Raw genomic sequence first — 26,858 nt, forward strand, 5'->3', positions numbered from 1 at the left:
CGCACGGTGGAAGCCCCCCTCGCCACGGCACAGCCCCGCGACACCGGCATCGACGCGGTCGCCTCGGCCACCCGCCGGCTCATCGACGCGATCACGCGCGCGGGCGGCGCCGTCGACCCCGACGCCGACGCGATAGTGGCCGACCTCGACGCGCTCACCGCCCGGATCGACGCCCACGCCCCGGACCTCGCCGAGCGGATCGCGACGATGTGGCGCCAGCCCGGCCCGGGCCGCTTCGACCCCGCCGGCGGCACCGAGAACCCGCTGTCGCCGCCGGTGTCCCTCTGGGTCGAGCCGGACGGTTCCTTACGCGGGGAGGTCACCCTGAGACTTGCCTTCCAAGGGCCACCCGGGCACGTGCACGGCGGCACCTCGGCCATGCTCATGGACCACGCCCTCGGCATCGCCAACGCCCGCGCCGGATACGCCGCGGTGACCGTCGGGCTCGACATCTCGTTCCGCGCGGCCATCCCGATCGGCTCGACGATCACGATCCTGGCCCGGCACGACGGGCGCGACGGACGCAAGGTGCGCAGCTCCGGCGAACTGCGCGTCGGGGACCTGACGTGCGTCACGGCCACCGGCACCTTCGTCCTCATGGACGACCCGTCCACGCGGGAGAAGTTCCGCCGAGCGTCGCGGGAGCAGGCATGAGCACCGATCCCCATCCGAGCAGCGCCGCACCCGGCCCGCTCGCCGGCCGCGGCGCGCTCGTCATCGGCGGGGGCGGCGGCTTCGGCCGCGCCATCGCCGCCGCGCTGGCCGCCGACGGCGCCGCCGTGACGATCATGGGACGGACCGAGGCGACGCTGCGGGCGGCGGCCGGGACGGTCGCCGCAGCCGCCCCCGGAGCACCACCGGTACGGATCAGCGCCGGCGACTCCACCCGCGAAAAGGACGTGGCAGCAGCGGTCCGCGCCGCCGACGAGACCCCGCTGGCCGCGGTCGTCACCACAGTCGGCGGCGGCACCTTCCGTCCCCTGCTCGCCCTCGACGCCGAGACCCTCGAACACGACTTCCGGCGCAACGTCACCACGGCGCTGCACGCCATCCGGTACGGCGGGCAGGCCCTGGCCGCGCGCGGCGGGGGTGCGATCGTGTGCACCTCGTCGAGCGCGGGCGGCCACTCCTTCCCGTTCATGCCGTCGTACTCGGTGAGCAAGGCCGCGCTCGAAGCGCTCGTCCGGGTCGCCGCCGACGAACTCGGCCACCTCGCGGTACGGGTCAACGTGGTACGCCCCGGCATCGTCGCCACCGACGGCGAGAACCCGGGCCGGCTGCTGGCCGACCCCGAACTGGCCGCCGCGACGGTCGCCGAGAAGCCCCTGTCGCGGATCGGGCGCGCCGAGGACGTCGCCGCCGCGGTCCGCTTCCTCTGCGGTCCCGGCTCCTCCTGGATCACCGGCGCGTGCCTGCCCGTCGAGGGCGGGGCACACCTGCGGCGCGCGCCCCGGCTGGAGAAGCTCGCCCGGATCGTCAACGGCGACGAGGTCGTCGACGCCACCCTGGCGGGCCGCATCCCGTGACGGCGCCACAGACACCCGCCACCCGGATGGAGCTGACCACGACGCTGCCGCCGACGACGGCGCTGCGCGAGGTGCCCGCGGTCGTGGCGCGCATCGAACGGCTCGGCTTCGACACCGTGCACATCCCCGAGACGACGCACGACTCCCTGGCGGTCGCGCTGCTCGCGGCCGAGCACACCAGCCGGATCACCGTACGCACCAGCATGACGCTGGCCTTCCCTCGCAGCCCGATGGTGACCGCGTACGCCGCGTGGGACCTCGCGCGGTTCTCCGAGGGCCGCTTCCAGCTCGGTCTGGCCACCCAGGTACGCGGCAACATCGTCGGGCGCTTCTCGGTGCCGTGGGAGCGGCCGGTGGAGAACCTGCGCGACTACCTCGCCTCGATCCGGGGGATCTTCGCCGCGTTCAGCACCGGCGAACCCCTGGAGCACGAGGGCAGCCACTACCGCTTCACCCGGCTGCAGCCGTACTTCAATCCCGGCCCGCTGCCGACCGCGGCCCCGGCGCTGTACACCGGCGGGGTCAACCGGCGCGTCTGCGAGGTGGCCGGCGAGCTCGCCGACGGCTTCGTCACCCACGCGACGAACTCGCACCCGAGTCACCTGCGCACGGTCGTACTCCCCGCGCTGCGCGCCGGGGCCGAACGGGCCGGACGCGCCGGGATCCCGCGGGTCGTCGTGGTGTCCAAGTCGATCACCGGGCCGACGCCGGCCGCGCTCGCCGCGAGCCGCGACTCCGCCCGCCAGGAGCTGGCGTTCCTCTTCTCCACTCCCGCCTACCGCACCACCCTGGACCGGCTCGGCCTGGGCCGGGTCGGCGAACGGCTCGCCGCGATGGCCGCCTCCGGGCGCTGGACCGGACTCGCCACCGTCCTCGACGACGAGACCCTGGCCGCTCTCATCCCGCACGGCACCTACGCCGAGCTGCCGGACGTGCTCGGGCAGGCGTACGGCGGCATCGCCGACGGGCTCGGGCTCGGGCTGCCGCTCGACCCGGACGACGACGAGGACTTCGGCGCGTTGCTCGAACGCCTCCGGCTCATCCCGACCAGTGCCGCGGCCACCATCCCGCCCGCGAACGCCGGCCCCACCAGCGCGACGCGCGGCGTCGCCGGATCGGAGACCCTGTCATGACCGCACGCATCGGGCTGCTCACCCCGGTCGTCGTCCAGCATCCGCGCACCGCGGCCGCCTGGGAACGGGACGTCCTGTCCGGCCCCGACGTCGGCGGCGCGCTGCTGGCCGTCGCCCGCGCCGCCGACGACCTGGGCTACCACCACCTGACCTGCAGCGAGCACGTCGCCGTGCCCGCCCCGATCGCCGCCGAGCGGGGCGCGACGTACTTCGACCCCGTGGCCACGCTGTCGTTCCTCGCCTCGGCGACGCGCCGCGTCCGGCTCGCGACGAACGTCGTCGTCATCGGCTACCACCATCCGCTCGCCCTCGCCAAGACCTACGGCACCCTCGACCTGCTCAGCGGCGGCCGCGTCGTCCTCGGGATCGGGGTCGGCAGCCTCGAAGAGGAGTTCGACCTGCTCGGCGCCGAGTTCGCCGGGCGCGGCGAGATCGCCGACGAGGCGATCACCGCCCTGCGCGCGGCGTGGGGCAGGGCCGTGCCGCACCACGAGGGGCCCCGGTTCACGTTCACCGACTTCGTCGTCGAACCGCACGCGCCGCGCACCACGGTGCCGATGTGGATCGGCGGGCGCACCCGCCGCTCGCTGCGCCGCGCCGTGACGTACGGCACCGGGTGGGCGCCGTTCGGCCTCGGACCGGGGGAGCTGACCCGCATCTGGGAATCCGTGGAACGCCCGGACGGCTTCGACCTCGTGCTGCAGATTCCGCCGCTGGACCCGCTCGGCGACCCGGACGGCTCCCGCGCGCACCTGCGCATGGCCGACACCGTCGGGGCGACCGCTGTCAACGCGAGCCTCGTGGCCACCTCGGCCGCCCACCACCTCGAGCAGATGGCCGCGCTGCGCGAGCTCGCCCCGGAACGCTTCGAGACGAACCCGGCCTGACCGGCCGCCGACCGGTTCATCCGACGAGACCCGATCGAAAGGAACCCACCATGAGCGACTCGCAGCCCGACCGGCTCGCCCTGCTCGAGGCTCGCCTCGAACAGGCCGAACGGCGCCTCGCCGCAGCCGAGGACCAGCTCGCCCTCTGGCGGATCGTGGCCAGCTACGGCCCCGCCGTGGACAGCGGCTCGGCCGAGATCACCGCCCAGTTGTGGACCGAGGAGGGCGTGTACGACACCTTCCCGGTCGTGCTCAATGGCCGGGACGCGCTGCGCGGCATGGTCAACGGTGAGCGGCACCAGGCCCTGATCAACAACGGCGCCGCCCACCTCATGGGGCTGCCGCACATCGTCGTCGACGGCGACCGGGCCGTCGTGACGAACTACTCGCAGCTCGTGCTCAGCGCCCCCGACCAGAACGGCTACCGGATCTGGCGTACCGGCTCCAACCGGTGGGAGTTCACCCGCACCGACGAGGGCTGGAAGGTGACCCACCGCTGGAACCGCCAGCTCGACGGCACCGACGAGGGCCGCGATCTTCTCGCCCGCGCCGTCGAATCCGAGGCCTGAGGCCGTGCGCATCGGCCTCAGTTCCCCGGTCCTGGCCGACTCCGGGCCCCGGCCCCCGTGGGAGGCCGAGGCCGGGGTCGCCGAGTTGCGCACCGTCTTCACCACCGCCGACCGGCTCGGGTACGAGTTCTTCACCTGCCCGGAGCACGTCAGCGTGTCACCGGGGCTGGCCCGGGGTGAACGCTTCTACGACCCGGTCGCGACGTTCTCGTACCTCGCGGCGATCACCGAGCGGATCCGCTTCCTGCCGTACGTGCTCGTGCTCGGGCTGCACCATCCGCTCGAGTTGGCCAAGCGGTACGGCACGCTCGACCACCTCAGCGGCGGGCGGGTCGTCCTCGGCGTCGGCGTCGGCAACCTGGAGGAGGAGTTCGCGCTGCTCGGGCGTCCGTTCGCCGACCGTGGGCCACGGGCCGACGACGCCCTGCGGGCGCTGCGGGCGTCCCTGTCGGTACGGCTCGCGACCTACCACGGGGAGTACTACCACTTCACCGAGCAGGTGATCAGCCCGCACGCGGTTCAGCAGAAGGTCCCGATCTGGGTCGGTGGCCACAGCAGGCGTGCCCTCCGGCGCGCGGTCACCCTGGGCGACGGGTGGGCGCCGGCCCCCGTCACGTATCGCGGGCCGGACCTGGAGACGCTGCCGCGGATGCTCGCCGAGCACGACCTGCCGGAGGGGTTCGACGTCGTCATCACGCCTCCGGCCCGCCTCGACCCGACCGGCGCCCCCGAGGCCGCGCTGGACCTCGTCGGCCGGATCGGCGAGGCGGGCGCCACCGTGGTCAACCTCGTCGTCCGGCACCGTGACCTGGCCGAGTACCTCGACCAGCTCGCGGCGGCAGCGGAGCTCTTCGGTCTCGACCGCCGCGACTGAGCACTGCCGTGGACGCCGGGACCCGGCGACGAGCCCCGGCGTCCACGGTCACGCCTCGTTCGGCATGTTCGACCAGCCCTTGCGGTCGGCACGCGCGTACCAGCCCGAGGCCGCCAGGGTCCCTCCGTCCACGGGGATCGTGTGCCCGGTGACGAAGCGGGCGTCGTCGCTGGCGAGGAACTCGACCACGGCGGCATAGTCGTCGGGCTCGCCGAAGCGTCCGACGGGGATCCACGTACGGATCAGCTCCGGGTCGCGTCCGCGCAGCATCGCCGCGGCCGGTGTCTGGGGCGTGTCGGCGAGGTCGGGCGCGATGGCGTTGACCCGTACCCCGTGACCGGCGACCTCGACGGCGAGGCTCCTGGTGAAGGCGCTGACCCCGGCGTTGTAGGCGGAGTACGGGGCGCACGCCGGGATGCCCCGGAAGGCCTCGACTGTCGAGTTGTTGACGATGGCGCCACGGCCCCGATCGACCATGCCGGGCAGCAGCGCATGCGTCATCGCGAGCACGTGCCACAGGTTGATCTCGTAGAGCGCCTGCCACTGCTGCGGGGTCGAGTGCAGGAAGGTCTTGGCGGCCGGGCGGAAGTCGCCGACGTTGTTGACGAGCACGTCGACCCGCCCCGAGTCGACGGCCGCCGCGGCGGCGACCGCGTCGGCGACACCGTCGGCGGTGCGTACGTCGGCGAGGACGACCTCGACCTCGCCGCCGGCACTCCGGATGTCGGCGGCGGTGCCGGCCGCCGCCTCCCCGTCGATGTCGACAAGGACGACGTGGGCACCAGCGGCGGCGAGACGGCGGGAGATGCCGCCGCCGATCCCGAGGGCGCCGCCGGTGACGACAGCGATCCGGCCCTCGAGCCTGCGGGTGGCGCTCATCTGCCGGTTCCTTCCTCGTCGGCCCGGGTCACGGAGACGCGGTGGCGTTCGATCCAGTTGACGGTCACCGCGCGACGGGTGAACGCCCATCCTTCGCCGGTACGCGCGTACTCGTCGTCGTAGTGCAGGAACCAGACCACGTCCGAGGGCCCGTCGCGACCGGGAAGCAGGTGGTGGGCCGTGCCGCGAACCCGGCCACGGGCCCCGGTCGACGTCGGCAGGTAGCGCGCCCCGGCCACCACGTGAGTCGTCGCCAGGGTGCCGGCGAGCGCCCCTAACGCGGCCACGACAGCGGCGCGGCCGACGTGGGGCACGTGCGGGCCGAGGTGCGCCGGCGGCTCGGGAACCACCAGGACGCCGTCTGGGACGAACAGCGCGCCGATCGCTGCCGCGTCGCGGTCGTCGGCCGCTGCGGCGTACGTCTCGGAGAGCGCGCGCAGCGCGGTGAGGTCGGCCGCGCCGAGGCCGGTCACGCCGCGCGAGCGGTCGCCGCGCGCACGACCTGGACGAGCTCGGCGACGGCGCGCTCGCAGTCGCCGCGGGTGTAGCCGAGCAGCGCGGTCTCGGCCGGATCCGGCTCATAGGCGAGGACGTTTCCGCGACCCTGGACGATCATCGAGTCGGGCATGAAGGGGTGCGGCTCGTCGCGCTCGGCGATGGTGCGGTTGCCCCCGGCCGCGTCGACCAGCAGCTGGAAGAACTGCGTGAACGTCAGGTTGGCGTCACCGACGAGGTAGGCCGCGCCCGCCGCGCCACGGTCGAGCGCGCCGCCGATCGCCTCGGCCAGGGACCGGGCCGACATGTAGTTCGTGCCGCCGGCCGGCGCGTGGTCGGGGATCTGCGGCTCGTTGCCGGCCGCCCAGGACACCATGCGGCGGTAGCGCTTTGCCATGACGCCGGGGATGGCACCGATGATCGAGGGCGGGTTGAGAGTGCAGACAGTGAAGGAGTCGTCAGCCAGCGCCCGGGCACCCTCGTCGGCGTCGCGGCGGGCGGCGACGTAGGCGCTGGAGTCGGCCAGGTCGGGTCGCAGGTGGTGGTAGTAGCTGCCGACCTGGACGAAACGGGAGACGCCCGCGCTCTTGGCGAGGGCGGCGAAGGCCGGCACCCCCTCGCTCTGGGTCTCCTTCCAGAACGTGGCCTCGTCCGCGTCCCGGGGCAGGTGGCGTACGTCCTGCCCGGCGGCGAAGACGACCGCGTCGAAGGGGGCCAGGTCCTGGCGGGTGAAGGTCTGGCGGGTGTAGTCCCCGCGGAGGACGGGCAGGCCGGCGACGGGTGAGTCCGCGTCGACCGTCCCTCGGGCGGCGACGGTGACGTTGTCTCCCCGGTCGCGCAGGTGAAGGGCGGTGTGGACCCCGATCATGCCGGTTCCACCGACCACGAGTACCTCCATCGCGAGGTCTCCTTGCGTAGTGAGGCGGCTCCCCCGGCGTGAGTCTGGGAGCCGGCATGACGTCCGTATGAACCAACCAAGCGATTGGTAGGTTAGCACGAGCAAGCGCTCGCCGCGCCAGGCGTCGCCGCGCCGACATCGACCTGCGACTCAGCCGCCCGCGACATGGCGGACCGCCCTGCCCCGAGAAGTCGAATAGGCTCGATCAACCTGCTCTGCTGCCCCCGCCTCTTCGGACTGCTCGACTCACGGCACGTCCGGGTCAGGGTGCTCGGTCCGACAGCGGCTCGCGGCAGCGTCATCGATCAGGCATCTGTCGAGCAGCCAGTCAATGGCCCGGCGGGTTGCCCGAGCCTGGTGGAAGGCGTGCCAGACCGTCAGCAGGTGCGGATACTCGTCGTGCAGTTCGTCCCTGAACCGTCGGAAGGCACCCCTGCCTTGGACGGCCCGCAAGAGCCTGCGGCCCGCCTGCTCGTCGCTGACCCGCTGGGCAAAGTCGACCATGTCGCGGTGCCAGACGGAGGGCGGCAACGCCTCGATCGGAACCAGATCGAGTTCATCGAGGTCGATCGGCGTCTTCCCGTCGATGCCGCCGTCAGCCGTCCACATCACGATCTTCCCGCTGGCCGGATCGATGAGCCAGCGGTACTCGTACGCGCTCTGGTCCTGCAGCGCCGTGGCGATCTCTTCGAGATCGAGGTGGCGTACGTCGAGCATGATGTCCACTCCCGTTGCCGTGGTCGCCGGCGACCACGGTAGGTGCTCTTCCCTCTCGGCCGCGAACTAGAGCGCGGCGGTGTCCCGGTAGCTGCGGCGACAGATGGACACCCCTGCGGAGATGAGGCCGATGAGGATCGGGTAGACGGCGCAGCGCTCGACGAGGCCGACCAAGACGTTGGTCCCTGACCCGGCGACGGCGAGGAAAGCCGCCGTGGAGACGAGTCCGAAGGCGCCGAGCATGACCATGGCCTTCCCGGGCTTCCTGCCGATGCGGAGGTCTCGGTACATGCGCCCGAGCACGATGATCAGAATGTTGCCGCCGACGATGGCGGCCATGGCGCCCAGACCGTGGAAGTCGACAGTGCCCTGCCGGTCGGCTTCGCCGTCGCCGGGGAAGAGCGCCAGCACGACGCCGCCGGCACCGACCAGGGTGGCCATGCCGAGCAGGACCCCCCGGCGCCAGCCTCGCAGGCCGTTGAGCAGGGCGACACCGATGAACACCAGGACTCCGAAGAGGAAGAAGCCGGTGTTCATGACCCACCAGAGGGGCGAATACATGTACTGGCCGAACGCGGTCAACGGGCCGTGGACTCCGAGGTCGCTGATGTAGTGGTAGGTGTAGCTGTAGGGCGGGCTCCGCCAGGCCGCGGCGGCGACGAACTCGAGCAGCAGAAAGATCGCTGCTGCGGCGGCGAGCGCTGCCCCGGCGGGCCGGCGCTGGCCGCTCCGGTACGCCGCAGAGACGGTTGCCTTCGGCGTTGCCTTCACCAGTTGTGTCATGGCCGGGAGCCCTTCGGCGAGGTCGGCAGGGGCAGAGGAGCCTGGTATCACTACGGAAGTGTAGTGATACCAGTTTTGGTGTCAATACCATCATGGTCAGAGTTGTACGATGACGGCATGGCAAGGGAGCCGAATCGAACTGGGCGGCGCGAGCGCAAGAAGGCCATGACCAGGGCCGCGATCCTGCGAGCTGCGCAGGAGCTGTTCCTCGAGCGCGGCTTCGACGCGGTGAGCGTGCGGGAGATCGCCGACCAGGCGGACGTCTCCCCCACCACTGTCTTCGCCCACTTCCCCCAGAAGGAGGCACTCCTCTTCCACGAGGAAGACGCGCAACGCGAGCGACTCGTCGCCGCCGTGCGCGAGCGGCCGGCCGGCCTCTCGATCTCGGAAGCGCTGAAGGCCCACTACCGCTCCGAATTCGTCGCCATGTGGTCCGGCGAGGAAGCGCCGCTCCGCCGCCGGGTCATGTCGCTGATGGAAGCCACACCGGCCCTCCAGGAGTACGCCTCCCGGATGTGGCTCCGCCATGAGGACGCACTCGTCGCAGCCATCACCGAGGATCTCGGCCTGTCCCAGCCGAGCGACGACATCCGGATCTACGCCCGGTTCGCCCTCCAGATCCAGCTACTCGTGACGAGTGACACCGATCCGATGCTCGACGCGGGATTCCGGATCCTCGATCAGGGCTGGAGTGAGCACGACCCGGCGCGAGGCACGTAGCGTCCACGCCAATGGGCGTATGGAAACCTCACGGCCCCGTCACGGTGACGGGCTTCCCGTTGAGTCCTGGCCCACGTCACCAAAGAGCGCATTGAACCGCCGGTTGAGGTCATCGCCGACCCCGACGACTCCGGGCGGTTCAGTGGGTGGGGTACGCGAACGGCCAGGGCCGTTCGCGGTGCTACGACGCGCCGAGCCGCTCCTGCGCCTCGAACAGTTCGTCGCCATGCTCGGTGACCCAGGCGCCCAGCGCCCGCATCGGGCCGTCGGCGAAGCTGCGGCCGAGATCGGTGAGCGCGTAATCGACCCGGGGCGGCGCCTGGGGGAAGAACCGCCGCTCGACCAGGCCGTTGCCGACCAGCCTGTGTACGGCCTCGGTGAGCGCCTTGTCGCTGATTCCTCCGATGCGTGCCCGCAGTGAGCGGCGGCGGAGGGCGCCCTCGGCCAGCGCGGCCAGCACGACCGCATCCCACGTGTGCGCGAACAGGTCCGTCGCCATCCGCATCCGGCAGTCGGCTACGAGTTCCTCGCAGAGGTCGCCGTCACCCATGCGCCCATCCTGGCACGCCCGACATGCACCATCCGGTGCGCGTCGGCCTGCCTAGCGTGACGGTATGCGTATCGGAATCCTCGGCACCGGCAACCTCGCCACGGCACTGGCCACCGGCTGGGCCCGGGCCGGACACGACATCATCATCGGGGGTCGCTCGACGGCCGCCGCCGAAGCGATCGCGAACCGGATCGGCGGCACCGCGCGGCCCGTGCCGACGGTCGCCGCCGGCGCCGACGCGGTTCTGCTCGCGGTCCACTGGGACGGCGTCACCGAGATGCTGACAGCGGCCGGCGGGCCCGCCGGCGCACTGGCCGGCCTCGCCCTGATCGACCCGACGAACGCCGTCGAGCACGGTGTCGGCACCCTCCGGACGGAACCCGCCCGGTCGGCCGCCGGCCACATCGCCGCCCTCGCACCCGGCGCGCACGTGGTCAAGGCTTTCCATCTCTTCCCGGCCGACCGGTGGGTGACGCCCGATGCCGGACCGGTCACGGTCGCCATGTGCGGTGACGACGAGCGCGCACTCGATGTCGTCGGGTCGCTCGTGCGAGACGTCGGTGGAGTTCCCGCGGTCCTCGGAACGCTCGACCGGGTACGACAGTTGGAGGAGGTCGCCGGCTTTGTCATCGGGCTGGCGTTCGCCGGGGTCGACCCGCAGTCGGCGATTCCGTCGGTTCCCCGCTGACATGTGTCCGACAGGCCGCTCGTGGAGGCGGACGGTCCCCGCCGGGAGCGCCGTCTGCTCTCCCACCCGTCGATCTCCCACTTGCCCGATCCGAATGTGTCCGGCGGGTCGACCTAGACCCGCTCCGGGCCGGGACCGATCCGCCGGGCACTCACCGCTGCGCGTCACAGTCAGTCCAGATCGAGCAGGACCTTGCCCGGCACCCGTCGTTCCCGCAGCGCCTCGATCGCGCCCCCGAGGTGACGCCACGATCCGCGCCAGCCGATCGGCGCCCGCAGCGCCCCCTGAGCCACGAGGTCCACCAGCAGCACCAGATCGGCGGCCGGGGCGGTGGTGTCGCCGAAGGACCGCAGCGTCCGGGACGCGCCCGGGGCGAAGGTCGAGTTCACCGGAAAGACGGCCGGCTCACCGGAGGCCCAGCCAATGCTGTGCAGCACCCCGCCCGGCGCGAGCAGACCCCACGCGGCCACCAGCTGGGCGCCTCCCACGGTGTCCAGCACCACGTCGACCGGGTCGCCGACACCCTTCAGGCCGACCACCACCTCGTCGGCCCCCAGCGCCGCCAGCCCGTCGCCCCGGGACGCCGACCCGACCGCGGCGATCACGTACGCGCCCCCGTGCCGAGCCAACTGGACGGCAACTCGGCCCACTCCCCCGGACGCCCCGGTGATCAGTACGCGACGCCCGGGCAGCGGACCGGACTCACGCAGCGTCCGCAGCGCGGTGAGGCCGACCATCGGCAGCGCGGCAACCTCGGACAGGTCGACATCGGGGGGCACCACCGCGACGCTGTCCAGGTCGAACACCGCGAGTTGGGCCCACGCGCCCGGTCCGAAGGCGAGCACCCGGTCGCCCACCCGGGGACCGGTGCCGCTTTCGGCGGCGCGCAGCACCTCTCCGGCGGCGTCGTGCCCGAGCACCTGTCCGGCCGGCCAGAGGTCGAGGTGACGGATCTCGCCGTTGTTGACGGCGGCATGCCGCACCTCGACCAGCACCTGCCCCGGCCCGCATTCGGGCTCGGGGACATCGGTCACCCGGAACCCGTCGACGGTGCCCGGAGCGGCGACGATCGCACGCATACGACCTCCTTCGGTCCTCGCCAGGTTCCCGACAGGTGGCCCACAGTGGCGACCCTGTCGACGACGACCGGCGCAAGACGCCGGCCCGATGGTCAGGCGGCGGCGCGACGGGCCGTGCCGTCCGGAGCGTCCGCGAGACCGGCGTAGCGACCCCGGTGGTAGAGCAGCGGGGAGCCGACATCGGCGTGCCGGAGCAACTCCGGCTCGGCCAGCACGACCGCGTGATCGCCGACGACCACCCGGTCGACGACCCGGCACGCCAGCCAGGCCAGGGCGCCGTCGAGGATCGGCAGTCCGTTCGGCCCGGGCCGCCAGCGGGTCGGAGCGGCGAAGCGGTCGATGCCGCTCGTGGCGAAGGTATGGGCCAACTTGTGCTGGCCGTGTGCGAGCAGGTGCACCGCCACGTGCCGGGCCTGCGCCAGCGTCGGCCACGTGGACGAGCCGAGGTTCAGGCAGAACGAGACGATCGGCGGCGTCAGCGACACCGACGTGAACGATGTCGCGGTGAAGCCCACCGGCGGCGCACCGGGGGCGGTGACCACAGTGACGGTGCTGGCCTGGTGGCGCAGCAACCTGCGTAGCGCGTCGGCGTCGGCGTCCATCGGGTCGTCGGCGGACGAGGTCATGGGCGTTCCTCCCGAGTGGTGTGGGCGCGGAGCGCTAGGAACGGGCGGCGGGGTCGGCCGCCAGCCGCTCGTACGGGATCTTCTCCCCGGCCTCGACGGCGACCGGCAGCCGGTTCTCCGTCGGTGGCAGCGGGCACGTCGCGAAGTCGGTGTACGCGCACGGCAGGTTGACGGCCCGGTTGAAGTCCAGCGTCACCCGGCCCTGCTCGTCCGGCGCGCCGACGGCCAGCGACACCGACAGGCTGCCGGACGTCACACCGTTGAACGCGGTCAGGCTCAGCGGCAGCCCGTCGACGCAGAACTCGATCCGGCCGGGCGCGTCGTAGACGTGCTGGAGCCCCTCCACGGCAGCGCCGACCGTGGTGGGCCGGGGACGCTCGAACGGCACGAACCGCCCCTGGAGCACCCACCGCTCGGCGGGCGGGAAGGTGGCGGTACCCCGGTAGCGCGTCCGCAGCGGGTGGTCGGGGCGTCGGGGTCGGAGGATGTCGCGCCCACCCCGCCGGGCCACCTCGAGGACACCACCGTCGATCTCCACGGTGATCCCGGCGCGCTCGGCGATCACCCCGAACTGATGCCTCTCCCGGATGCGCCGGCCGTCGACGACGATCTCCTCGTCGTCGGCGAGGGTCACCACCGGCCCGTCCGTCCCGGTGCGCCACTCCCCGGGCACACCGGGGAACCGCTGCGGCTCCGCGGTGAGCCAGTGCAGTCCGGCCACGGCGAGGAAGCCGTGGCGGTCCGCCCGCGCCTCCTCGTGCCGGCGGTGCCACTCCTGCCAGTCGTCGGCGAACTCGCGGGTGGGTCGTGCGGCGTCGGGGGTGCGGGTTCACTGTTCATGACGGATCCCTCTCGTTGACGTGCGGCCGCTCGGAAACGGGCGCGGAGGTGCCGGACGCGAGCCGGCGGGACGAGGACCGAGAGGCAGCGAGCGCCCGCTCAGGCCGGAAGGGTCGCCACGCGACAGAGCTGCGCGGCGACCCGCATCAGGTCGACGACCCGGCGGGAGGTGAACAGCCGAACAAGCAGCATGGATCAATTTTCCTACTGAGCAAGTAGGATTTCAAGCCCCGGAGCCACTCAGCATCGCGTGGCCATCGCAACGTCTACCGGAATGGGCCGAACCAGGCAGCTGTCGCGCGGCCTGCCTCATCGAAAATGGATGTGCGGGAGCCGGGCAGCCATCGGTAAAGTGGCGTCCATGTCGAGCCCCGAGTCGGACACTTCGGGGGCTTTCGGCCACGCCGTCAGCCCCTGAACCACTGAGGTTCCAGCCTCCCGCCCACTACCGCATGCGTGCGGGCGGTTGTTCGACCCCCGGGTTGGCCGTGGTGACGAGACGCCTTCTGTCCGTTTCATGCCTCGGAGCAACTCGATGCCTTTCGCCCTCCATCTGCTTGCCCTCGCCGTCTTCGCCATGGGCACCTCTGAATTCATGCTCGCGGGCCTTGTGCCCGACATCGCCACGAGCCTCGATGTCTCCGTCGGGTCCGCCGGGCTGCTCACCTCCGCCTTCGCGGTCGGGATGATCGTCGGCTCACCCCTCATGGCTGCCTTCGCACGTCGGTGGCCGGCACGGACCACGCTCCTTGGATTCGTGGCGATCTTCACTCTCTGCCACGTCGTCGCCGCGGCAACCCCGTCCTTCTCCGTGCTGTTCGCAACCCGTGTCCTGGCTGCGGTTGCCAACGCCGGCTTCCTGGCCGTCGCCCTCACCACCGCGACCGGTCTCGTGGCCCCGAACCAGAAGGGGCGTGCCTTGGCGGCCCTCCTTTCCGGTACGACGATCGCTGTCGTCGCAGGCGTGCCGGCGGGCGCGCTGCTCGGCACCGCGATGGGGTGGCGAGCGACCTTCTGGGCAGTCGCGCTGCTGTGTGTCCCCGCCGCTGTCGGCATCCTCGCGGGGATCCGGCCCCGCTCGGAGCCGACAGCGGAAGGGCCCGCCGCCGGCGCGTCCCTGGCCTTCGAACTCGCGCAACTCCGAAAGCCCCGACTGCTCGTGGCAATGCTGCTCGGAGCGTTTGTCAACGGCGGGACCTTCGCGGCGTTCACCTTTCTTGCACCCGTCGTCACCGAGACCGCAGGACTGGACGAGGTGTGGGTACCGCTGGCCCTGGTCGTGTTCGGCATCGGATCGTTCATCGGCGTCACTGCCGCCGGGCGGCTCTCCGACCGGCGCCCTCGTCCGATTCTCGGAGTGGCCGCTCCCCTCCTGTTCCTGGGGTGGCTGGCACTCGCACTCGTCGCCACACACCCCGTACTGCTGCTGATCCTCGTCTTCGTCCAGGGCATCCTGGCTTTCGCGGTGGGTAGCACGCTCATCGCGCGGGTGCTCTACGCAGCATCCGAAGCGCCCACCATGGGAGGTTCCTACGCAACCGCCGCGCTCAACATAGGAGCCGCCGCCGGCCCGGCAATTGCGGCCCTGACGCTGTCGGATTCCAGTGACCTCGGTCCCGTGTGGGTGGCTTCTCTCCTGACTGGGCTTGCCCTGCTCATGCTGCTTCCATCGGTGGGGCTGATCGCGCCACGGAACCGGAGTGGGAAGGTCGTCCGGTGACTCACGCGAATGCTCCGCGCAACGTTGACGGCCGTCGGCGGCTCGTCGACGATGTCGAACTCGACCGATCGCTCACGTCGCGGCCGACAAACTCGCCGACTTGGACCGGACGGCGTGTCCATGGGCGTGACAATGACCAAGCCTTGGCGTCAGCCCTGACGGAGGGGGCGCAGGTGGCGGTCGGCCCACTCAGCGAACGGGGTCAGGGGGATGCCGAGGGCGCGCGCGAACTCCGGCCGGGCCGGCTGCCCGGCGACGTTCAAGAACTCGTGGGAGGTGGTGGCCCACGGCGGCATGCCGGCGGCAAGCGCTTCCGCCTCGGTCATGTCGGGAGCGGTGCCGTCGATGCCGAGCGACTCACCGATGATCTTCGCGATTTCCGTCATCGGCAGGTGGTCGCCGGCCAGTTCGAGTTCGACGCGGTGGAAGCGGTCGGGGTCGGCGACGGCAGCTGCGACCGCGCGACCAATGTCGTCGACGGCGACCAGCGACAGGTGGGTCTGCGGCCGGAGGACCGTCGCGAGCCCGCCCGCGATGCCCCGCGGCAGCAGGTAGGCCAGGTCGGGCAGGAAGTTCTCCATGAAGAAGCCCGGCTTGATCAGCGTCCACCGGTCGAAGCCGGCGGCCCGGACGCGTTCCTGCATGCCGGCCTTGGGCAGGAAGACGCGCTCCATCGCGGCCCAGCGCCCGTCGGTCCAGCCGGGGGCGTCCTCGTGCCGCCCGGCGCCGGACACCGAGGTGTGCACGAACTGCGGGACCTCCGCGGCCAGCGCGGCCTCGATCAGGTTGACGCCCTGGGCGAGTTCGCTCTCGAAGTCCCAGGTGTCGCCGCGCAGCTCCGGCATCTGTACGGAGAAGACGGCGCGGGCTCCCCGGGCGGCCGGGACCAGCGATGCGGGGTCGCGGAGATCGCCGGTGACCAGCTCGGCGCCGAGGGCGGCGACTTCGGCGGCCGTGGCGGCAGCAGGGTTACGGACCAGGGCGCGCACCGGGACGCCGGCGGCGAGCAGGGCGCGGGCGGTCGCCCCGCCCTGCTGGCCGGTAGCACCGGTGACCAGTACTGGTGCTCGATCAGACATGGACACTCCTCGACCCAAGAAACGGCGGGGCCCGCCGTTTATGCTTGCTAAGATACGGCGGACCCCGCCGCTTAGCAACGCCGAGGTGAGACATGCGAGCAGACGCACGCCGCAACTACGAACTTCTGCTCGCGGTGGCAGCGGAGGCGGTTGCCGAGCACGGGGCCGACGCGTCGCTGGAACAGATCGCCCGGACCGCCGGGGTGGGCTCCGGCACGGTCCGCCGCCACTTCCCGACCCGCCACGCCCTGCTCGAAGCCGTCTTCCGGGAGCGCATCGACGCCCTCTGCGCCCGCGCGGGCGAACTAGTGGGCAACCCGGACCCCGGGGCCGCGCTCGTCGAATTCCTGATCGAGATGACGCGGGCCGCCGCGACGATCCGGGGCCTGGCCGAGGCGCTGAACCGCGGCCGCGTCGAAAGCGTCCACTGCGCGTCCGACCAACTGTCCGAGGCGGGTGAGCCGCTGGTACGCCGGGCCGCCGAGGCCGGAGTGCTGGCGCCCGACGTCACCTTCGGCGACCTGTCGACACTGGTCACCGGGATCGCCCTGGCGACCGAGAACGACCGCGACCCCGGTACCACAGCGACCCGCCTGCTCTCGCTGGCCATGACCGGGTTCACGGTGACACCGCAGGAACCCGCACAGCACAGCCCGCTTCCGAATTCAGGTGCCTGACCACGCCCCCCGGGCCACGGCCTGATCGCAAGCCGTAGCTCGGGCCGGCTTCGCCGGACCAGATAGCGGTCCGAGCCACGGCTCGCGGGCCTACCCTGCGCCGTCGTGGCCGGCGAACCCCACCGCGCCTTCTACGGCAACCAGTTCAGTCTCACTGTGCCGACCCAGCCGACAAGGCCGAGGTCTACCGACAACTCGGTTTCCAGCCTGAAACGCAAACGGTGCGCGGTGCGCTCCCCGGCGTGCACAGCGTCGAAACCGAGATCGTCGCGCAGAGGATCAAGCGGGCGGGACCACTCGTCGCCTCCGGAGCCTGAGCGCGGCTTGCTTTCAAGCGCGCTCGAAGCTCTAGTGTCGGGGCCGTGACCACGACAGCCGAGACGAGAACATGGATCATCACGGGCGCGAGTTCCGGCCTCGGTCTGGGGCTCGCCGAGGCGGCACTCCAGGCTGGCGAGCATGTGATCGGGACCGCGCGACGGGCCGACCGCTTCGACGGGCTCAAGGCGCGGTACGGGGATGGGCTCCTCGCCGTCGCGCACGATGTGCGCGACACGGCCGGAGCGGCCGGTGTCGTGCAGCGGGCGCTGGAGGTGTTCGGGCGCGTCGACGTGCTCGTCAACAATGCAGGCGCCGGACAGGTCGGCGCCGCCGAAGAGATCACGGACGCTGCGCTGCGGGCCATGCTCGAGCAGCACCTGTTCGGCCCGGCCGCCTACGTGCGTGCCGTACTGCCCCACATGAGGGAACGTCGCTCTGGTGCGGTCGTGCAGATGAGCAGCCAGGGCGGGCGGATGTCGTTTCCCGCCGTCGGCAGCTACTCAGCCGGCAAGTTCGCGCTCGAGGGCTGGTCGGAGGCGCTGGCGGGCGAGGTCGCACCGTTCGGCATCCGCGTCCTCATCGTCGAGCCCAGTCGATTCCGCACCGCGTTCAACGCCGCGGACGTGCTCAACACAGCGCGGCAGAGCTCGATCTACGAGGGGGTCACCGGTGCCGTGCGCGCGAACATGGAGGGAGCCGACGGCATCCAGGAGGGCGACCCGGCACGAGCCGCCCGGGTGATCCGGAACATGCTCGACACACCCGACGCGCCGCTCCGGCTCCCGCTCGGCGCCGAGGCGGTTCGCAACCTCACCCGCGCCTACCGTGCAGCGCTCGACGACGTCGAGAAGTGGGCGTCGGTGAGCGAGTCGGCGGACTTCCCAGGTATGCCGCCCGCGGTTCGCCCGTTCTGATCGCCGTACGCTGATGGCCGAGACGGCATCCAGTTCGGCGTCGAGCGCTGACTCCGGAACGGCACATCCCGACTCCGGGAGTGCCCGCGACCTATTCGCCCAACTCTGAACGCCCGGCTCCGCCGACGTTGGGCCGCTTCCAGCATCCGGTCGAACCGGATGCCGAGTCGGTAGGTCACGATGGCGACGACGACACCAATACCGCGCCAAAACGGCCCACTACCAGCGAAGACTCCGACCTCACCAGGTGCGGCTGGAGTACCAAGCGCGGTTCAGCACCAGAACGCCTGACCCCGCAGTCGAGTGGCGATGATGTGCGTCAACCGCGCGGCGCTCGGTCCGCAGGATCGTCGCGACGCTGAGCTGCACGGCTCGGCTGGGCGGGGATGGTGCCGTCAGTACGAGTCGTGGCCGCCGCGGTCGCAGCCGCAGGCTTGGATTTGCGGCGGTGGAGCGTGAGAGTCATGACCAGCACGACCAGCGCTCCGACGATCAGCCCGAGGATCGCGCTGGCCACCGTGTTGACGAGCCAGCCGACGAGCCCGCCGAGCGCACCCGTGGAGTCGTGGGCGGCGACCTCCACGTGGTGCACGGCCTCGTACAGGAAGTGCAGGTTCAGCTCGTTCGTGCCTAGCAGCAGGATGTGCCCGCCCACCCACAGCATCGCCGCGGTGCCGACCACCGTCAGCACGGTGAGGACTACCGGCATCGCCCTCACCAGACCGCGGCCGAACGTGGCGACGGCCCCGGAACGTTGCGACAGGCGCAGCCCGGCGTCGTCCATCTTTACGATCAGGGCCACCACGCCGTACACCATGACGGTTATGACGACGGCGACGACAGCCAGGATCGCCAGGCGGGACCAGAACGCCTCATTGATCACCTCGTTAAGGCTGATGACCATGATCTCCGCCGAAAGGATCAGGTCGGTTCGTACCGCCCCGGACACCAGTGTCGTCTCGTCCTGCACCTTTTCCTCGCCCGCGCCGTGGGCATCGTGATGGGCGATCTTGGCCCACACCTTCTCCGCGCCTTCGTAACAGAGGTAGGCGCCGCCGAGCATGAGGATCGGAGTGAGCAGCCAGGGCACGAACTGACTGAGCAGCAGCATGGCCGGCAGGATGATGAAGAACTTGTTGCGCAGCGACCCCAGGGCAATGCGCTTGATAATCGGCAACTCGCGCTCGGCCGCCAGGCTCCGCACGTACTGCGGCGTGACGGCAGCATCGTCGACGACGACGCCCGCAGCCTTGGCGCCGGCCTTCGCGGCGCCCGCCCCGATGTCATCGATCGACGCGGCAGCGGCTCGGGCCAGCACCGCCACGTCATCCAGCAGGGCTACGAGTCCACCGGCCAAGGGAGGGTCCTTCCAGGGTTGCGCAGAGTTCGAACTGGCCCATTCTCGCTCAGGTCCTGTGCGCGGCAAGCCACCGCCCGGCCGTATATCGGGCGAGAGCTCGAGGTGAGCGTCTATCGCGCTCAGCCGACGACCCGCCACCACCGCGCCCGGGTCATCAACCTGGCGCCAGCTCAGGCCGAGCCCGTCCGCCGCGGTCGCCGTTAGCCAGGGTCGGCGTAGATGCGTTTCGGTCGCTGTCCGGGTCGGCCGCGGATGCCTTTGATCGGCGGGATCTCGTCGACCAGGGGCAGTAGACGGGCCGCCCTCGGCAGACAGCGACTGGAGCGACAATCCAGTTGCTGAGCAGCCTCGCGGCCTGGCGACACGAGGGGCGACGACAGGGCGTCACCAGATCCACGGCGCCACGGTCCCCCATCAACAGCGCACCCGTCAAAGTCCGGGGCGTCCACCCGGCCGCCGCAGTCGCGACGGTCGAGAACGGCCCACCCCCGTTCATCGTGACACGCTGCTCGCCGGCATGGGGGTTCGTGTCGGTGCGGCGACGGCATCTGGGCATACATGGTCGTCATCAGAGACGATCTGCAACTGGCGCCCAGGTAGCGAACGGCAGCCGGGCTGACGGATGCCGTTGGATTCGGTTCGTGTGTCAGGGGCTACGGCGCAGTGAGCGGAGCGCGGGAACCGCGTTGGTGGCGGCGAGCGCCCAGAGTACGAGCAGCGGCTGGAAGAGCAGGCGGACCGCCCGTGCCGCGTCGGTGTCCAGGCCGAATCCGTCACGCCCTTCGGTGAACTGAGCGATGTTGCCCGGGAAGACCGCGACGAAGAAGGCGGCTACGACCGCTCCGGTGAGGCCGCGTACGGGCTGTCTCCAAGCCGCGAGCAGGGCCAGCCCGAGACAGATCTCGACCACTCCGGAGGCGACGACGACGAGATCGGCGTCGAGCGGGAGCCAGGAGGGCACCTGCGCCAAGAACTCCTGGCGCGCGACTGTCAGGTGGGCGATGCCGGCACCGAGCAGCATCGCGCCCAACGCGACCTGGCCGACCGCGCCCGTCAACCGTCGGGCAAACGTGGAGGTCATGGCACCTCTCCAGTGGCGTGAACGAGGGACCGACGGCCGGCGCGCTGCGGGGGTGTCCCAATGGGTTTCGTCAAGCGGGGACCTCGACCTGGCGAGCCGTCGGGCTGGGGACATCCGACCATTGGCCGGCTTGATCGAGAAGCGGTCCGAGCTATGGCCGGGCTGAGAGTTCGAGCTTCGGGGCGACGATCTCGGCCAGCAGGTCGGCGCGTGTCGCGGAGGGGTCGCGGCGCCCGGCGTTGGCCTTGCCGCCGGGCGGGCGACGCTGGCCGACCGGGCCAACCAGTACTGGTTCGTCGAGGAGCGGATGCGGACGGAACGCCGAACCCGAGTGACGTTGGCGACCAGGCCATCCTCCCACCCGAAGGCGGGTGCTCACCGGGGGACCCGATCGCGAAGCCGCGCGACCAAATAGTCGACCATCTGGGCCGCATCACCCTCGAATTCGACGCCGTCGTCGTCACCGAAGATGACAAACCGTCCGGGACGGCGGACGAACACCGCGACGAGAATGCCGTCGCTGTATTCGTCGACAGACAACGCGAAACGGTGGCCCAGGCGAGGAAAGAATCGATTGAGGACGCTGTCACGCGAGGCCAGGAGAACAAGGCCCCGGAAGATGTGATCCTCTTCTTCAACCGAGGCAAGTAGCGCAGCCCATTGGTACTCGGCAGCAGTCCCTCTCTCATAGGCGAGTTGAAGCCCGGAGAACTTGATGAACGGATGGTCGGCGGCGAGATCCTCTAGACCTGAACCTTCTACCCAGCGCCGTGCCGCGTCGGCGACGTGGGAGATGTCGGAGGTTTGCCCGTGCGCCTGCTGCCGCTCCTTCCAGTTGAATGACAGCAAGTATGAGCCATCGTTATCGATCACGTTTACGAATCGTTCCCCAACTGAAAGGACGGCTACTGCAGTGCCGGCCGAAGCAATGCCCACCGTAAATTTCAGCGCAAGGGAGTGATCCAACTCGCCGCTAAGCGCACCAACCAGATTCTTCTCAGACATTGGCGCATCCGTTCCCATTCCAGTACGCCTCGCATGGCCGAAGTGACATTCGAACCGTTCAGGTACCAAGTTATCCGGCCAGCAAGATTCGGATTTCGGAAGGATTTGAGCATAATCTGTCTCATTTCCCAGTCCGTACCCGCGTTGCCCCTCCAGCCTCCCGGCCCGCTCCCACGCCTTGCCGCCGCCTCGAAGATCTCTCTGGGACCCCAACCCGCCTTCGCGTCGAGCCCACCTAGGTCGGCGGCGATGTTCATCCCATCATTACCGAGTGCATTCTGAACTTCGTTCACCCATTGCGGATTACCGTTCTCCCCGATGTTGGCGTATGCCTTGCCATTGAAATGGACTCCATTCAACTTCTCGGCGAGCGGGACTCCCAGCTCCGCTCTACCGAGAACAACCGTGTCTCCCACCTGCGGGTGGTATCCGGTGACAATGCCGGTATCTGCGCATGCGCATGTCGCATCATGCCGAGGGCGAGAGCCACCGCAATTGTGCACCAGGACTGGATCATTGAGCTCTTTTTCATCGTGATCAAGGGTGGTTGAGCAGGTAGGCGGGGGCGGCGTGTCGATTGTCCGGATAGGACGAAGCTCCCGGTAGGACAGCAGTCGACCAGACGCACTGTCCAGCACGGGAGCTTCGTTGCTGACCTATCCTGCCAGTATCCCGCTGTCCACGCGCAGCCTGACCCGCCTGACCGAGCTGATCCGCGACCGCCGACGTGCGCTCGGCGGCCGCTGGCGGAGGCTGCCTGCGCAGCAGCAGGCGCTGATGGCCCTGGCCCATCTGCGCAACGGCGACACCCTCACCCGCCTCGCGGCCGGCTTCGAGGTATCGGTGGCCACCGTGTGGCGGTACCTACGCGAGGCCGTCGACCTGCTCGCCGCCTGCGCCGACGACCTCACCGCCGCCATGCGTCGGGCTGCCCGGTTGGCGTACGCGATCCTCGACGGCACGCCGATTCCCATCGACCGGGTCGCTGACCAGCGGCCCTACTACTCCGGTAAGCACAAGCGCCACGGGGTGAACGTGCAGGTCCTGGCCGACCCGGCCGGGCGGTTGGTCTGGGCGTCGGCCGCGCTGCCCGACGCGGTCCACGACCTCACCGCCGCCCGCACCCACGGCCTGATCGACGCGCTGACCAGCGCAAACGTGCTGACCTTCGCAGACAAGGGCTATCAGGGAGCCGGCGGAAGCGTGCGCACGCCGTTCAAGCGCCACCGCTACCGACCGAAGCTGTCCCGCCGCCAGCGGGCCGTCAACCGTGGTCATACCCGGCTCCGCGCCCGCGGCGAACGAGCCATCGCCACGCTGAAGACCTGGAAGATCCTGACCAAGCTGCGTTGCTGTCCCCGCCGCGCTACGGCGATCGTGAAGGCCATCCTCGTCCTGCACCGCGCCGAGACCAACCGCTACACAGGATGAAAACGGCTCACTACATCGCCAAGCCGGTACAAGCCCCAGACGTGTCCGGCATCCTCGAACGGCTCGGCAGCCACCCGAGCAACCAAGGATCGTCGCCAGGAGAGAACGATGCACACCGATGACGAACTTGGTTGCCGCACCGCGTAAACGGGGGGTTTTCGGGGGGCGGTTCAAATCTCCATCGAAGAAAATCAAAGCCCTGACCAGCGTTCCCGCTGTTCAGGGCTTTTTCTTTGTCGGGACGGCCGGATTCGAACCGACGACCCCTTGACCCCCAGGACGACTCGCCGCACGTCCACGCACGTCACACACGCTGTCCCCAAGATCAGGCCGTGTAGTCGACGACATGCTGGCCACCATCGCGCATGCCGTGTGGTCCCCACCTGGTCCCTGGGCGTCGACACGGTTGCGACTGCACCAAGCGGTTTAGAAGTTCTCGACGCATTGGGATCCCGAGTTCTCGTCACGTGGCTTGACCTGCAGAGTGCCCGGTTAGTGCTTTCTCAACATCACCGTCTGGTGTATGCAGGTAGGATGGATGTCGATGTTGCGCAGACCGCTGCGGCGGTGATGCCATACGTCACCGCTGCGGTGACCGCTTACGGGATGAGCACTCTAGACAAGGTTCGCGACAGGGTGGTGGACGGAGCGTCCGACGCAACCGTGGGCGTAGGCCATCAACTGCTGAACCGCATCCTGGGCCGGGAACAGTCGCGGCAGGCAATCGAGGGCGCTGTCATCGACGTAGCGACCGGCGAGGAGGACGGCACCGTCGCACTCAAGCTGCAGATCCGAAAGGCGCTTGCGACCGACCCTGAGCTTGCCAGAGAGGTGGCAGCCATGCTGCCGGCCGGGTCGGTGCATATCGAGGCGTCCGGAGAACGATCGATCGCGATCCAGAACAATTTGGGCGTTGCCAGCACGGGCGAGAATGCGACGATCCAGCGGTGACCGATGCCATCGACCCTGGTCCGACCGCTGGAGGTACACGTTCCATTGCTATAGGGACGAACACAGGTACGGCGATCAGTGGCGATAACGCCAAGGTTCTCAATGTCTCTGCGGGTGCCTTGCGAGCGCCGGATAAGGTGCCGATGCCGGCACGGCTGGCCAGCCTTCCCCGTTCGCCAGCTGATCCGTTCGTGGGGCGCGAAGCTGACCTTCAGCTTCTAGATCAGGCGCTCCACCTGCAGGGTGCCAGCGTGGTGACCCAAGCGGTCTACGGTCTGGGTGGGGTGGGCAAGAGCGAGTTGGCGTTGCAGTATGCCGCTCGCCATGCAGAGGTGCACCCCCTGATCTGGTGGGCATCTGCCGAAGACTGCGAGTTACTGCATGGAGCGTTAGCCAATCTGGCTCGCAGGCTTGAGCCAGCCCATGCATTGTTGGGAACCACGACAGCCGACGCCGCCGAGTGGGCGACGCAATGGCTCCAATGCCATTCGGGCTGGCTTCTGATCCTGGACAATGTTGAAGACCATGCGACCGTGGCCGCGTTCCTTGGTCAGGTCGGCCGCCACGGTCGTGTAATAATGACCACACGGCGTGACATCAATTGGCGGGGATCAGCCAAACCGCTGTTACTGGACGTCCTTACCTCCGGCGCTTCCGTCGAACTGCTAATACGACTCGTGGGAAGCCCTGACGAAGCTGAAGCACTGGAATATCTTGCGGCGGAGCTTGGCTACCTGCCGCTTGCTTTGGAGCAGGCGGGCGCCTACATCGCGGAGCAGCGGATTACAGTAGCGAAATATCTGATGCTTCTAAGAGAGAAGCCTGCCGAAACGTTCCAGGGCGTGGACGAGGGTGGACAAGCGTCACGCACCATTGCCCGCGTCTGGGATATCACCCTGGAAGCCATCAGAGGCAAGGATCCGCGAGCCGAACTCCTTTTGCGGGTAATGGCGTATTTCGCCCCCGACAGCATTCCCCGTCGCCTTCTGGGTGCCGATGCGTCCGCCGCCGATTCAGTGGACAAGGCTCTTGGTATCCTCGCGTCCTACAGCATGATCACTCTCGATCAGCAACGCATCGTGATGCACCGGCTCGTGCAAGCCGTGCTGCGGGAGCAAGACAACGGCCTATACGGAGGGATCGACCACACCAAGACCCCGGCCGCAACCGCCACACGAATCCTTACCTCGGCCGCACCTGATGGCGACCCTCATACCAACATCGAGATATGGCCGGCTTGGCGGGAGTTGATGCCTCACATCGATGCGCTCACTCGTGCGATTAACGATGATCAGGCGACTGTAGAAACCGCAGCGCTACTGGCCAAATCGGCGTTCTTCGCCTCGACTCAAGGGGAGCACAACGTCGCTCTTCCACAAGAACGACGTGCACTGGCCATTGCCGAGGCTCGCCTTGGACCCCACCACCCCGTCGTGGGAACCACGCTGCTCAACCTCGGGCAGACATTGACCGCGCTGGGCAAGCCCGCGGAGGCGCTGCCGCTCCTGCAACGGGGCCTGGCGATCACTGAGGCTGTTCACGGTCCCGAACACCCGGACGTCGCCATCGGGCTGAGCCACCTCGCGCGGACGATGACCGAGCTTGGCAGAGCGGCGGAGGCGCTGCCGTTGCGACGGCGTGAGCTGGCGATTAGTGAGGCTGCCTTCGCTCCTGACCATCCCACTGTCGCCATTGCACTCAATAACCTCGCGGGAACCTTGGAGGCGCTGGGCAAGTCCGCGGAGGCACTGCCGCTGCGGGAGCGTGCCCTTGCGATCAGCGAGGCTGCCTTCGGTCCTGACCATCCCACCGTGGCCATCCGTCTGGGCAACCTGGCGGTAACGCTGACCACCTTGGGCAGGCCCGCTGACGCGTTGCCACTACATCGGCGTTCACTGGCGATCAGCGAGGCCGTTCTAGGAAGCGATCACCCTGAACTCGCCGCCCGACTGAACAACTTGGCACTGACCTTCGATGCGATGGGCAAGGCGGCAGAGGCGTTGCCGCTGAGGGAACGTGCGCTCACGATCAGCGAGGCCGCCTTCGGACCGGACCACCCCACCATCGGTGTCCGGCTCAACAACCTCGCGCAGACGTTGAACGATCTGGGCAAGCCGGCAGAGGCACTGCCACTGCAGCAGCGCGCCCTGGCCATCAGCGAGGCCGCCTTAGGCCCCAGCCATCCGACTATCGCTGTCTGGCTGGGTAACCTTGCGCAAACCGTCGACGCCTTGGGCAGGGCGGCGGAGGCGTTGCCGCTACGGGAGCGTGCGCTTGCAATTAGTGAGACTGCCCTCGGACCCGACCATCCCGACGTCGCCAAAGGGTTGCTCAATCTCGGTGGAACCTTGATCACGATGAGCCGGGCCTCCGAAGCACTGCCGCTGCTGCAGCGTGCACTGCCGATCATCGAGAGGGCCTTAGGCCCGAAACACCCAATCGTCGCCATCGCTCTAGGGAACCTTGCGCATGCATTTCAGGATCTGGGTCAGATCGGGGAGGCCCTACCGTTGCAAGAGCGTGCGCTGGCAATCAGCGAGGCTGCCCTCGGCTCGGACCATCCCCAGGTCGCCACCGGTCTGAACAACCTGGCGGGAACCTTGGCCGCGCTGGGCAAGGCCGTCGAGGCGCTACCGCTGCAGCAGCGTGCGCTTGCCATCAGCGAGGCAGCACTGGGCTCACACCACCCCGTTGTCGCTATCCGGCTAAACATCCTCGCGCAGACATTGGACGCGCTGGGGAGGCCGGCGGAGACACTGCCGATGCTCCAGCGCGCGCTCGCGATCAGCGAGGCGGCTCTAGGCCCCGACCACCCGGACATCGCCATCAGGCTAAGCAATCTTGCGCATATCTTGAAGGCGCTGGACAGGAAGTCGGAGGCGGTGCCGTTGCTACAGCGCGCGCTGGCCATCAGCGAGGCAGCTCAGGGCCCAGACCATCCTACAACTGCGGCGATACGCCGCACCCTTGGCCTTCAGAAGCAACGCTAGGGAACACCGTACCGCCTATGTTTTAGTTCGGGTGCCACTATGGAAAGGACTGCACCTCTCCGCCC

The 26,858-nt window shown here is 69.6% G+C and carries 27 protein-coding genes and 1 pseudogene; 14 read left to right on the forward strand and 14 right to left on the reverse strand.

From position 1 onward, the window contains the following. Positions 1–6 precede the first annotated feature (6 nt). The 6 genes from A4R25_RS09510 to A4R25_RS09535 are packed head-to-tail and all read left to right on the forward strand — an operon-like array spanning position 7 to position 4,989. Positions 7–654, forward strand: coding sequence for a PaaI family thioesterase (locus A4R25_RS09510; RefSeq protein WP_051611058.1), 648 nt, complete (start codon positions 7–9; stop codon positions 652–654). Next, on the forward strand, positions 651–1,526 hold the full coding sequence (locus A4R25_RS09515) for an SDR family NAD(P)-dependent oxidoreductase (RefSeq protein WP_064446357.1): 876 nt from the start codon (positions 651–653) through the stop codon (positions 1,524–1,526). Before A4R25_RS09510 ends, A4R25_RS09515 begins: the two co-directional genes overlap by 4 nt. Then, the gene (locus A4R25_RS09520) at positions 1,523–2,659 is read left to right on the forward strand and encodes a TIGR03617 family F420-dependent LLM class oxidoreductase (protein ID WP_197494861.1); all 1,137 of its coding nucleotides are present in this window, start codon (positions 1,523–1,525) and stop codon (positions 2,657–2,659) included. Before A4R25_RS09515 ends, A4R25_RS09520 begins: the two co-directional genes overlap by 4 nt. Then, positions 2,656–3,546: a TIGR03619 family F420-dependent LLM class oxidoreductase gene (locus A4R25_RS09525; RefSeq protein WP_064446359.1), complete on the forward strand. Its 891-nt coding sequence runs from the start codon at positions 2,656–2,658 to the stop codon at positions 3,544–3,546. The genes A4R25_RS09520 and A4R25_RS09525 overlap by 4 nt, the downstream gene beginning before the upstream one ends. Before the next feature lie 50 nt (positions 3,547–3,596). Further along, positions 3,597–4,115, forward strand: a complete 519-nt coding sequence (locus A4R25_RS09530) for a nuclear transport factor 2 family protein (RefSeq protein WP_082930946.1) — start codon at positions 3,597–3,599, stop codon at positions 4,113–4,115. A gap of 4 nt (positions 4,116–4,119) precedes the next feature. Then, entirely contained in the window at positions 4,120–4,989 is an 870-nt protein-coding gene (locus A4R25_RS09535; protein WP_043324844.1) for a TIGR03619 family F420-dependent LLM class oxidoreductase, read from the forward strand. Positions 4,990–5,037: 48 nt separating this feature from the next. On the opposite strand, the gene A4R25_RS09540 is transcribed toward A4R25_RS09535, so the two are convergent. The 5 genes from A4R25_RS09540 to A4R25_RS09560 form a co-directional block, all read right to left on the reverse strand. Next, positions 5,038–5,868: an SDR family NAD(P)-dependent oxidoreductase gene (locus tag A4R25_RS09540; protein WP_064446360.1), complete on the reverse strand. Its 831-nt coding sequence runs from the start codon at positions 5,866–5,868 to the stop codon at positions 5,038–5,040. After that, the gene (locus A4R25_RS09545; RefSeq protein ID WP_064446361.1) at positions 5,865–6,341 is read right to left on the reverse strand and encodes a nuclear transport factor 2 family protein; all 477 of its coding nucleotides are present in this window, start codon (positions 6,339–6,341) and stop codon (positions 5,865–5,867) included. The genes A4R25_RS09540 and A4R25_RS09545 overlap by 4 nt, the downstream gene beginning before the upstream one ends. Next, positions 6,338–7,261, reverse strand: a complete 924-nt coding sequence (locus A4R25_RS09550; protein WP_064446362.1) for an NAD(P)-dependent oxidoreductase — start codon at positions 7,259–7,261, stop codon at positions 6,338–6,340. The genes A4R25_RS09545 and A4R25_RS09550 overlap by 4 nt, the downstream gene beginning before the upstream one ends. A 246-nt stretch (positions 7,262–7,507) precedes the next feature. Then, positions 7,508–7,978, reverse strand: coding sequence for a UPF0158 family protein (locus tag A4R25_RS09555; protein ID WP_064446543.1), 471 nt, complete (start codon positions 7,976–7,978; stop codon positions 7,508–7,510). 66 nt (positions 7,979–8,044) lie between these two features. Then, positions 8,045–8,761, reverse strand: coding sequence for a DUF998 domain-containing protein (locus A4R25_RS09560; RefSeq protein ID WP_064446363.1), 717 nt, complete (start codon positions 8,759–8,761; stop codon positions 8,045–8,047). Between the two features lie 117 nt (positions 8,762–8,878). On the opposite strand from A4R25_RS09560, the gene A4R25_RS09565 reads away from it, so the two are divergent. Beyond that, a complete protein-coding gene (locus tag A4R25_RS09565) occupies positions 8,879–9,481 on the forward strand; it encodes a TetR/AcrR family transcriptional regulator (protein WP_082930948.1) in 603 nt (200 codons plus the stop codon). 181 nt (positions 9,482–9,662) lie between these two features. Here A4R25_RS09565 and A4R25_RS09570 read toward each other — a convergent pair whose 3' ends face one another. Next, complete coding sequence (locus A4R25_RS09570; RefSeq protein WP_043324848.1) at positions 9,663–10,031, reverse strand: helix-turn-helix domain-containing protein; 369 nt, start codon at positions 10,029–10,031, stop codon at positions 9,663–9,665. A gap of 64 nt (positions 10,032–10,095) precedes the next feature. On the opposite strand from A4R25_RS09570, the gene A4R25_RS09575 reads away from it, so the two are divergent. After that, complete coding sequence (locus A4R25_RS09575; protein WP_043324849.1) at positions 10,096–10,719, forward strand: NADPH-dependent F420 reductase; 624 nt, start codon at positions 10,096–10,098, stop codon at positions 10,717–10,719. Between the two features lie 170 nt (positions 10,720–10,889). Here the strand turns inward: A4R25_RS09575 and A4R25_RS09580 are convergent, their stop codons facing one another. The 3 genes from A4R25_RS09580 to A4R25_RS09590 form a co-directional block, all read right to left on the reverse strand. After that, positions 10,890–11,798 (reverse strand): zinc-binding dehydrogenase, encoded by a 909-nt coding sequence (locus A4R25_RS09580; RefSeq protein WP_082930949.1) that lies wholly within the window; start codon positions 11,796–11,798, stop codon positions 10,890–10,892. A 92-nt stretch (positions 11,799–11,890) separates the two neighbouring features. Further along, a complete protein-coding gene (locus tag A4R25_RS09585; RefSeq protein ID WP_064446364.1) occupies positions 11,891–12,424 on the reverse strand; it encodes a flavin reductase family protein in 534 nt (177 codons plus the stop codon). Positions 12,425–12,458: 34 nt separating this feature from the next. Next, on the reverse strand, positions 12,459–13,145 hold the full coding sequence (locus A4R25_RS09590; protein ID WP_082930950.1) for a DUF1684 domain-containing protein: 687 nt from the start codon (positions 13,143–13,145) through the stop codon (positions 12,459–12,461). Between the two features lie 654 nt (positions 13,146–13,799). Here A4R25_RS09590 and A4R25_RS09595 point away from each other — a divergent pair. Next, positions 13,800–14,984, forward strand: a complete 1,185-nt coding sequence (locus tag A4R25_RS09595; protein WP_064446545.1) for a Cmx/CmrA family chloramphenicol efflux MFS transporter — start codon at positions 13,800–13,802, stop codon at positions 14,982–14,984. Between the two features lie 149 nt (positions 14,985–15,133). On the opposite strand, the gene A4R25_RS09600 is transcribed toward A4R25_RS09595, so the two are convergent. Next, the gene (locus tag A4R25_RS09600) at positions 15,134–16,063 is read right to left on the reverse strand and encodes an NmrA family NAD(P)-binding protein (protein ID WP_064446365.1); all 930 of its coding nucleotides are present in this window, start codon (positions 16,061–16,063) and stop codon (positions 15,134–15,136) included. Positions 16,064–16,155: 92 nt separating this feature from the next. Here A4R25_RS09600 and A4R25_RS09605 point away from each other — a divergent pair, with 92 nt between their 5' ends. Together A4R25_RS09605 and A4R25_RS09610 are read left to right on the forward strand one after the other, a co-directional pair. Further along, positions 16,156–16,740, forward strand: a complete 585-nt coding sequence (locus tag A4R25_RS09605; RefSeq protein ID WP_064446366.1) for a TetR/AcrR family transcriptional regulator — start codon at positions 16,156–16,158, stop codon at positions 16,738–16,740. A gap of 362 nt (positions 16,741–17,102) precedes the next feature. After that, on the forward strand, positions 17,103–17,975 hold the full coding sequence (locus A4R25_RS09610) for an SDR family NAD(P)-dependent oxidoreductase (RefSeq protein ID WP_064446367.1): 873 nt from the start codon (positions 17,103–17,105) through the stop codon (positions 17,973–17,975). A gap of 319 nt (positions 17,976–18,294) precedes the next feature. On the opposite strand, the gene A4R25_RS09615 is transcribed toward A4R25_RS09610, so the two are convergent. From A4R25_RS09615 to A4R25_RS09625, 4 genes and pseudogenes are all read right to left on the reverse strand, one after another. After that, complete coding sequence (locus A4R25_RS09615; protein WP_064446368.1) at positions 18,295–19,332, reverse strand: DUF808 domain-containing protein; 1,038 nt, start codon at positions 19,330–19,332, stop codon at positions 18,295–18,297. Between the two features lie 206 nt (positions 19,333–19,538). Continuing rightward, positions 19,539–19,631 (reverse strand): annotated as a pseudogene (locus tag A4R25_RS31045) (IS5/IS1182 family transposase); the annotation flags it as partial. A gap of 350 nt (positions 19,632–19,981) precedes the next feature. Then, entirely contained in the window at positions 19,982–20,416 is a 435-nt protein-coding gene (locus tag A4R25_RS09620; protein WP_043324855.1) for a hypothetical protein, read from the reverse strand. A gap of 375 nt (positions 20,417–20,791) precedes the next feature. Then, complete coding sequence (locus tag A4R25_RS09625) at positions 20,792–21,421, reverse strand: hypothetical protein (protein ID WP_157539000.1); 630 nt, start codon at positions 21,419–21,421, stop codon at positions 20,792–20,794. Positions 21,422–22,069: 648 nt separating this feature from the next. On the opposite strand from A4R25_RS09625, the gene A4R25_RS09635 reads away from it, so the two are divergent. The 3 genes from A4R25_RS09635 to fxsT all read left to right on the forward strand — a co-directional run bounded on the left by A4R25_RS09635 (position 22,070) and on the right by fxsT (position 26,793). Next, positions 22,070–22,852: an IS5/IS1182 family transposase gene (locus tag A4R25_RS09635; RefSeq protein ID WP_064446371.1), complete on the forward strand. Its 783-nt coding sequence runs from the start codon at positions 22,070–22,072 to the stop codon at positions 22,850–22,852. A 534-nt stretch (positions 22,853–23,386) separates the two neighbouring features. Then, the gene (locus A4R25_RS09640) at positions 23,387–23,803 is read left to right on the forward strand and encodes a hypothetical protein (RefSeq protein WP_064446372.1); all 417 of its coding nucleotides are present in this window, start codon (positions 23,387–23,389) and stop codon (positions 23,801–23,803) included. Continuing rightward, positions 23,800–26,793: an FxSxx-COOH system tetratricopeptide repeat protein gene (gene fxsT, locus A4R25_RS09645; protein ID WP_157539002.1), complete on the forward strand. Its 2,994-nt coding sequence runs from the start codon at positions 23,800–23,802 to the stop codon at positions 26,791–26,793. The genes A4R25_RS09640 and fxsT overlap by 4 nt, the downstream gene beginning before the upstream one ends. The last annotated feature ends 65 nt before the right edge of the window (positions 26,794–26,858 follow it).

This window comes from Micromonospora sp. NBRC 110037, assembly GCF_001652995.1.
Lineage (GTDB): Bacteria > Actinomycetota > Actinomycetes > Mycobacteriales > Micromonosporaceae > Micromonospora > Micromonospora chalcea.

Coding starts and splice junctions, on each gene's coding strand:
- A4R25_RS09515 (WP_064446357.1), top strand. CDS start 651: ATGAGCACCGATCCCCATCCGAGCAGCGCCGCACCCGGCCCGCTCGCC.
- A4R25_RS09525 (WP_064446359.1), top strand. CDS start 2,656: ATGACCGCACGCATCGGGCTGCTCACCCCGGTCGTCGTCCAGCATCCG.
- A4R25_RS09530 (WP_082930946.1), top strand. CDS start 3,597: ATGAGCGACTCGCAGCCCGACCGGCTCGCCCTGCTCGAGGCTCGCCTC.
- A4R25_RS09540 (WP_064446360.1), bottom strand. CDS start 5,868: ATGAGCGCCACCCGCAGGCTCGAGGGCCGGATCGCTGTCGTCACCGGC.
- A4R25_RS09550 (WP_064446362.1), bottom strand. CDS start 7,261: ATGGAGGTACTCGTGGTCGGTGGAACCGGCATGATCGGGGTCCACACC.
- A4R25_RS09555 (WP_064446543.1), bottom strand. CDS start 7,978: ATGCTCGACGTACGCCACCTCGATCTCGAAGAGATCGCCACGGCGCTG.
- A4R25_RS09560 (WP_064446363.1), bottom strand. CDS start 8,761: ATGACACAACTGGTGAAGGCAACGCCGAAGGCAACCGTCTCTGCGGCG.
- A4R25_RS09565 (WP_082930948.1), top strand. CDS start 8,879: ATGGCAAGGGAGCCGAATCGAACTGGGCGGCGCGAGCGCAAGAAGGCC.
- A4R25_RS09570 (WP_043324848.1), bottom strand. CDS start 10,031: ATGGGTGACGGCGACCTCTGCGAGGAACTCGTAGCCGACTGCCGGATG.
- A4R25_RS09575 (WP_043324849.1), top strand. CDS start 10,096: ATGCGTATCGGAATCCTCGGCACCGGCAACCTCGCCACGGCACTGGCC.
- A4R25_RS09580 (WP_082930949.1), bottom strand. CDS start 11,798: ATGCGTGCGATCGTCGCCGCTCCGGGCACCGTCGACGGGTTCCGGGTG.
- A4R25_RS09585 (WP_064446364.1), bottom strand. CDS start 12,424: ATGACCTCGTCCGCCGACGACCCGATGGACGCCGACGCCGACGCGCTA.
- A4R25_RS09595 (WP_064446545.1), top strand. CDS start 13,800: ATGCCTTTCGCCCTCCATCTGCTTGCCCTCGCCGTCTTCGCCATGGGC.
- A4R25_RS09600 (WP_064446365.1), bottom strand. CDS start 16,063: ATGTCTGATCGAGCACCAGTACTGGTCACCGGTGCTACCGGCCAGCAG.
- A4R25_RS09605 (WP_064446366.1), top strand. CDS start 16,156: ATGCGAGCAGACGCACGCCGCAACTACGAACTTCTGCTCGCGGTGGCA.
- A4R25_RS09620 (WP_043324855.1), bottom strand. CDS start 20,416: ATGACCTCCACGTTTGCCCGACGGTTGACGGGCGCGGTCGGCCAGGTC.
- A4R25_RS09625 (WP_157539000.1), bottom strand. CDS start 21,421: ATGTCTGAGAAGAATCTGGTTGGTGCGCTTAGCGGCGAGTTGGATCAC.
- A4R25_RS09640 (WP_064446372.1), top strand. CDS start 23,387: ATGGATGTCGATGTTGCGCAGACCGCTGCGGCGGTGATGCCATACGTC.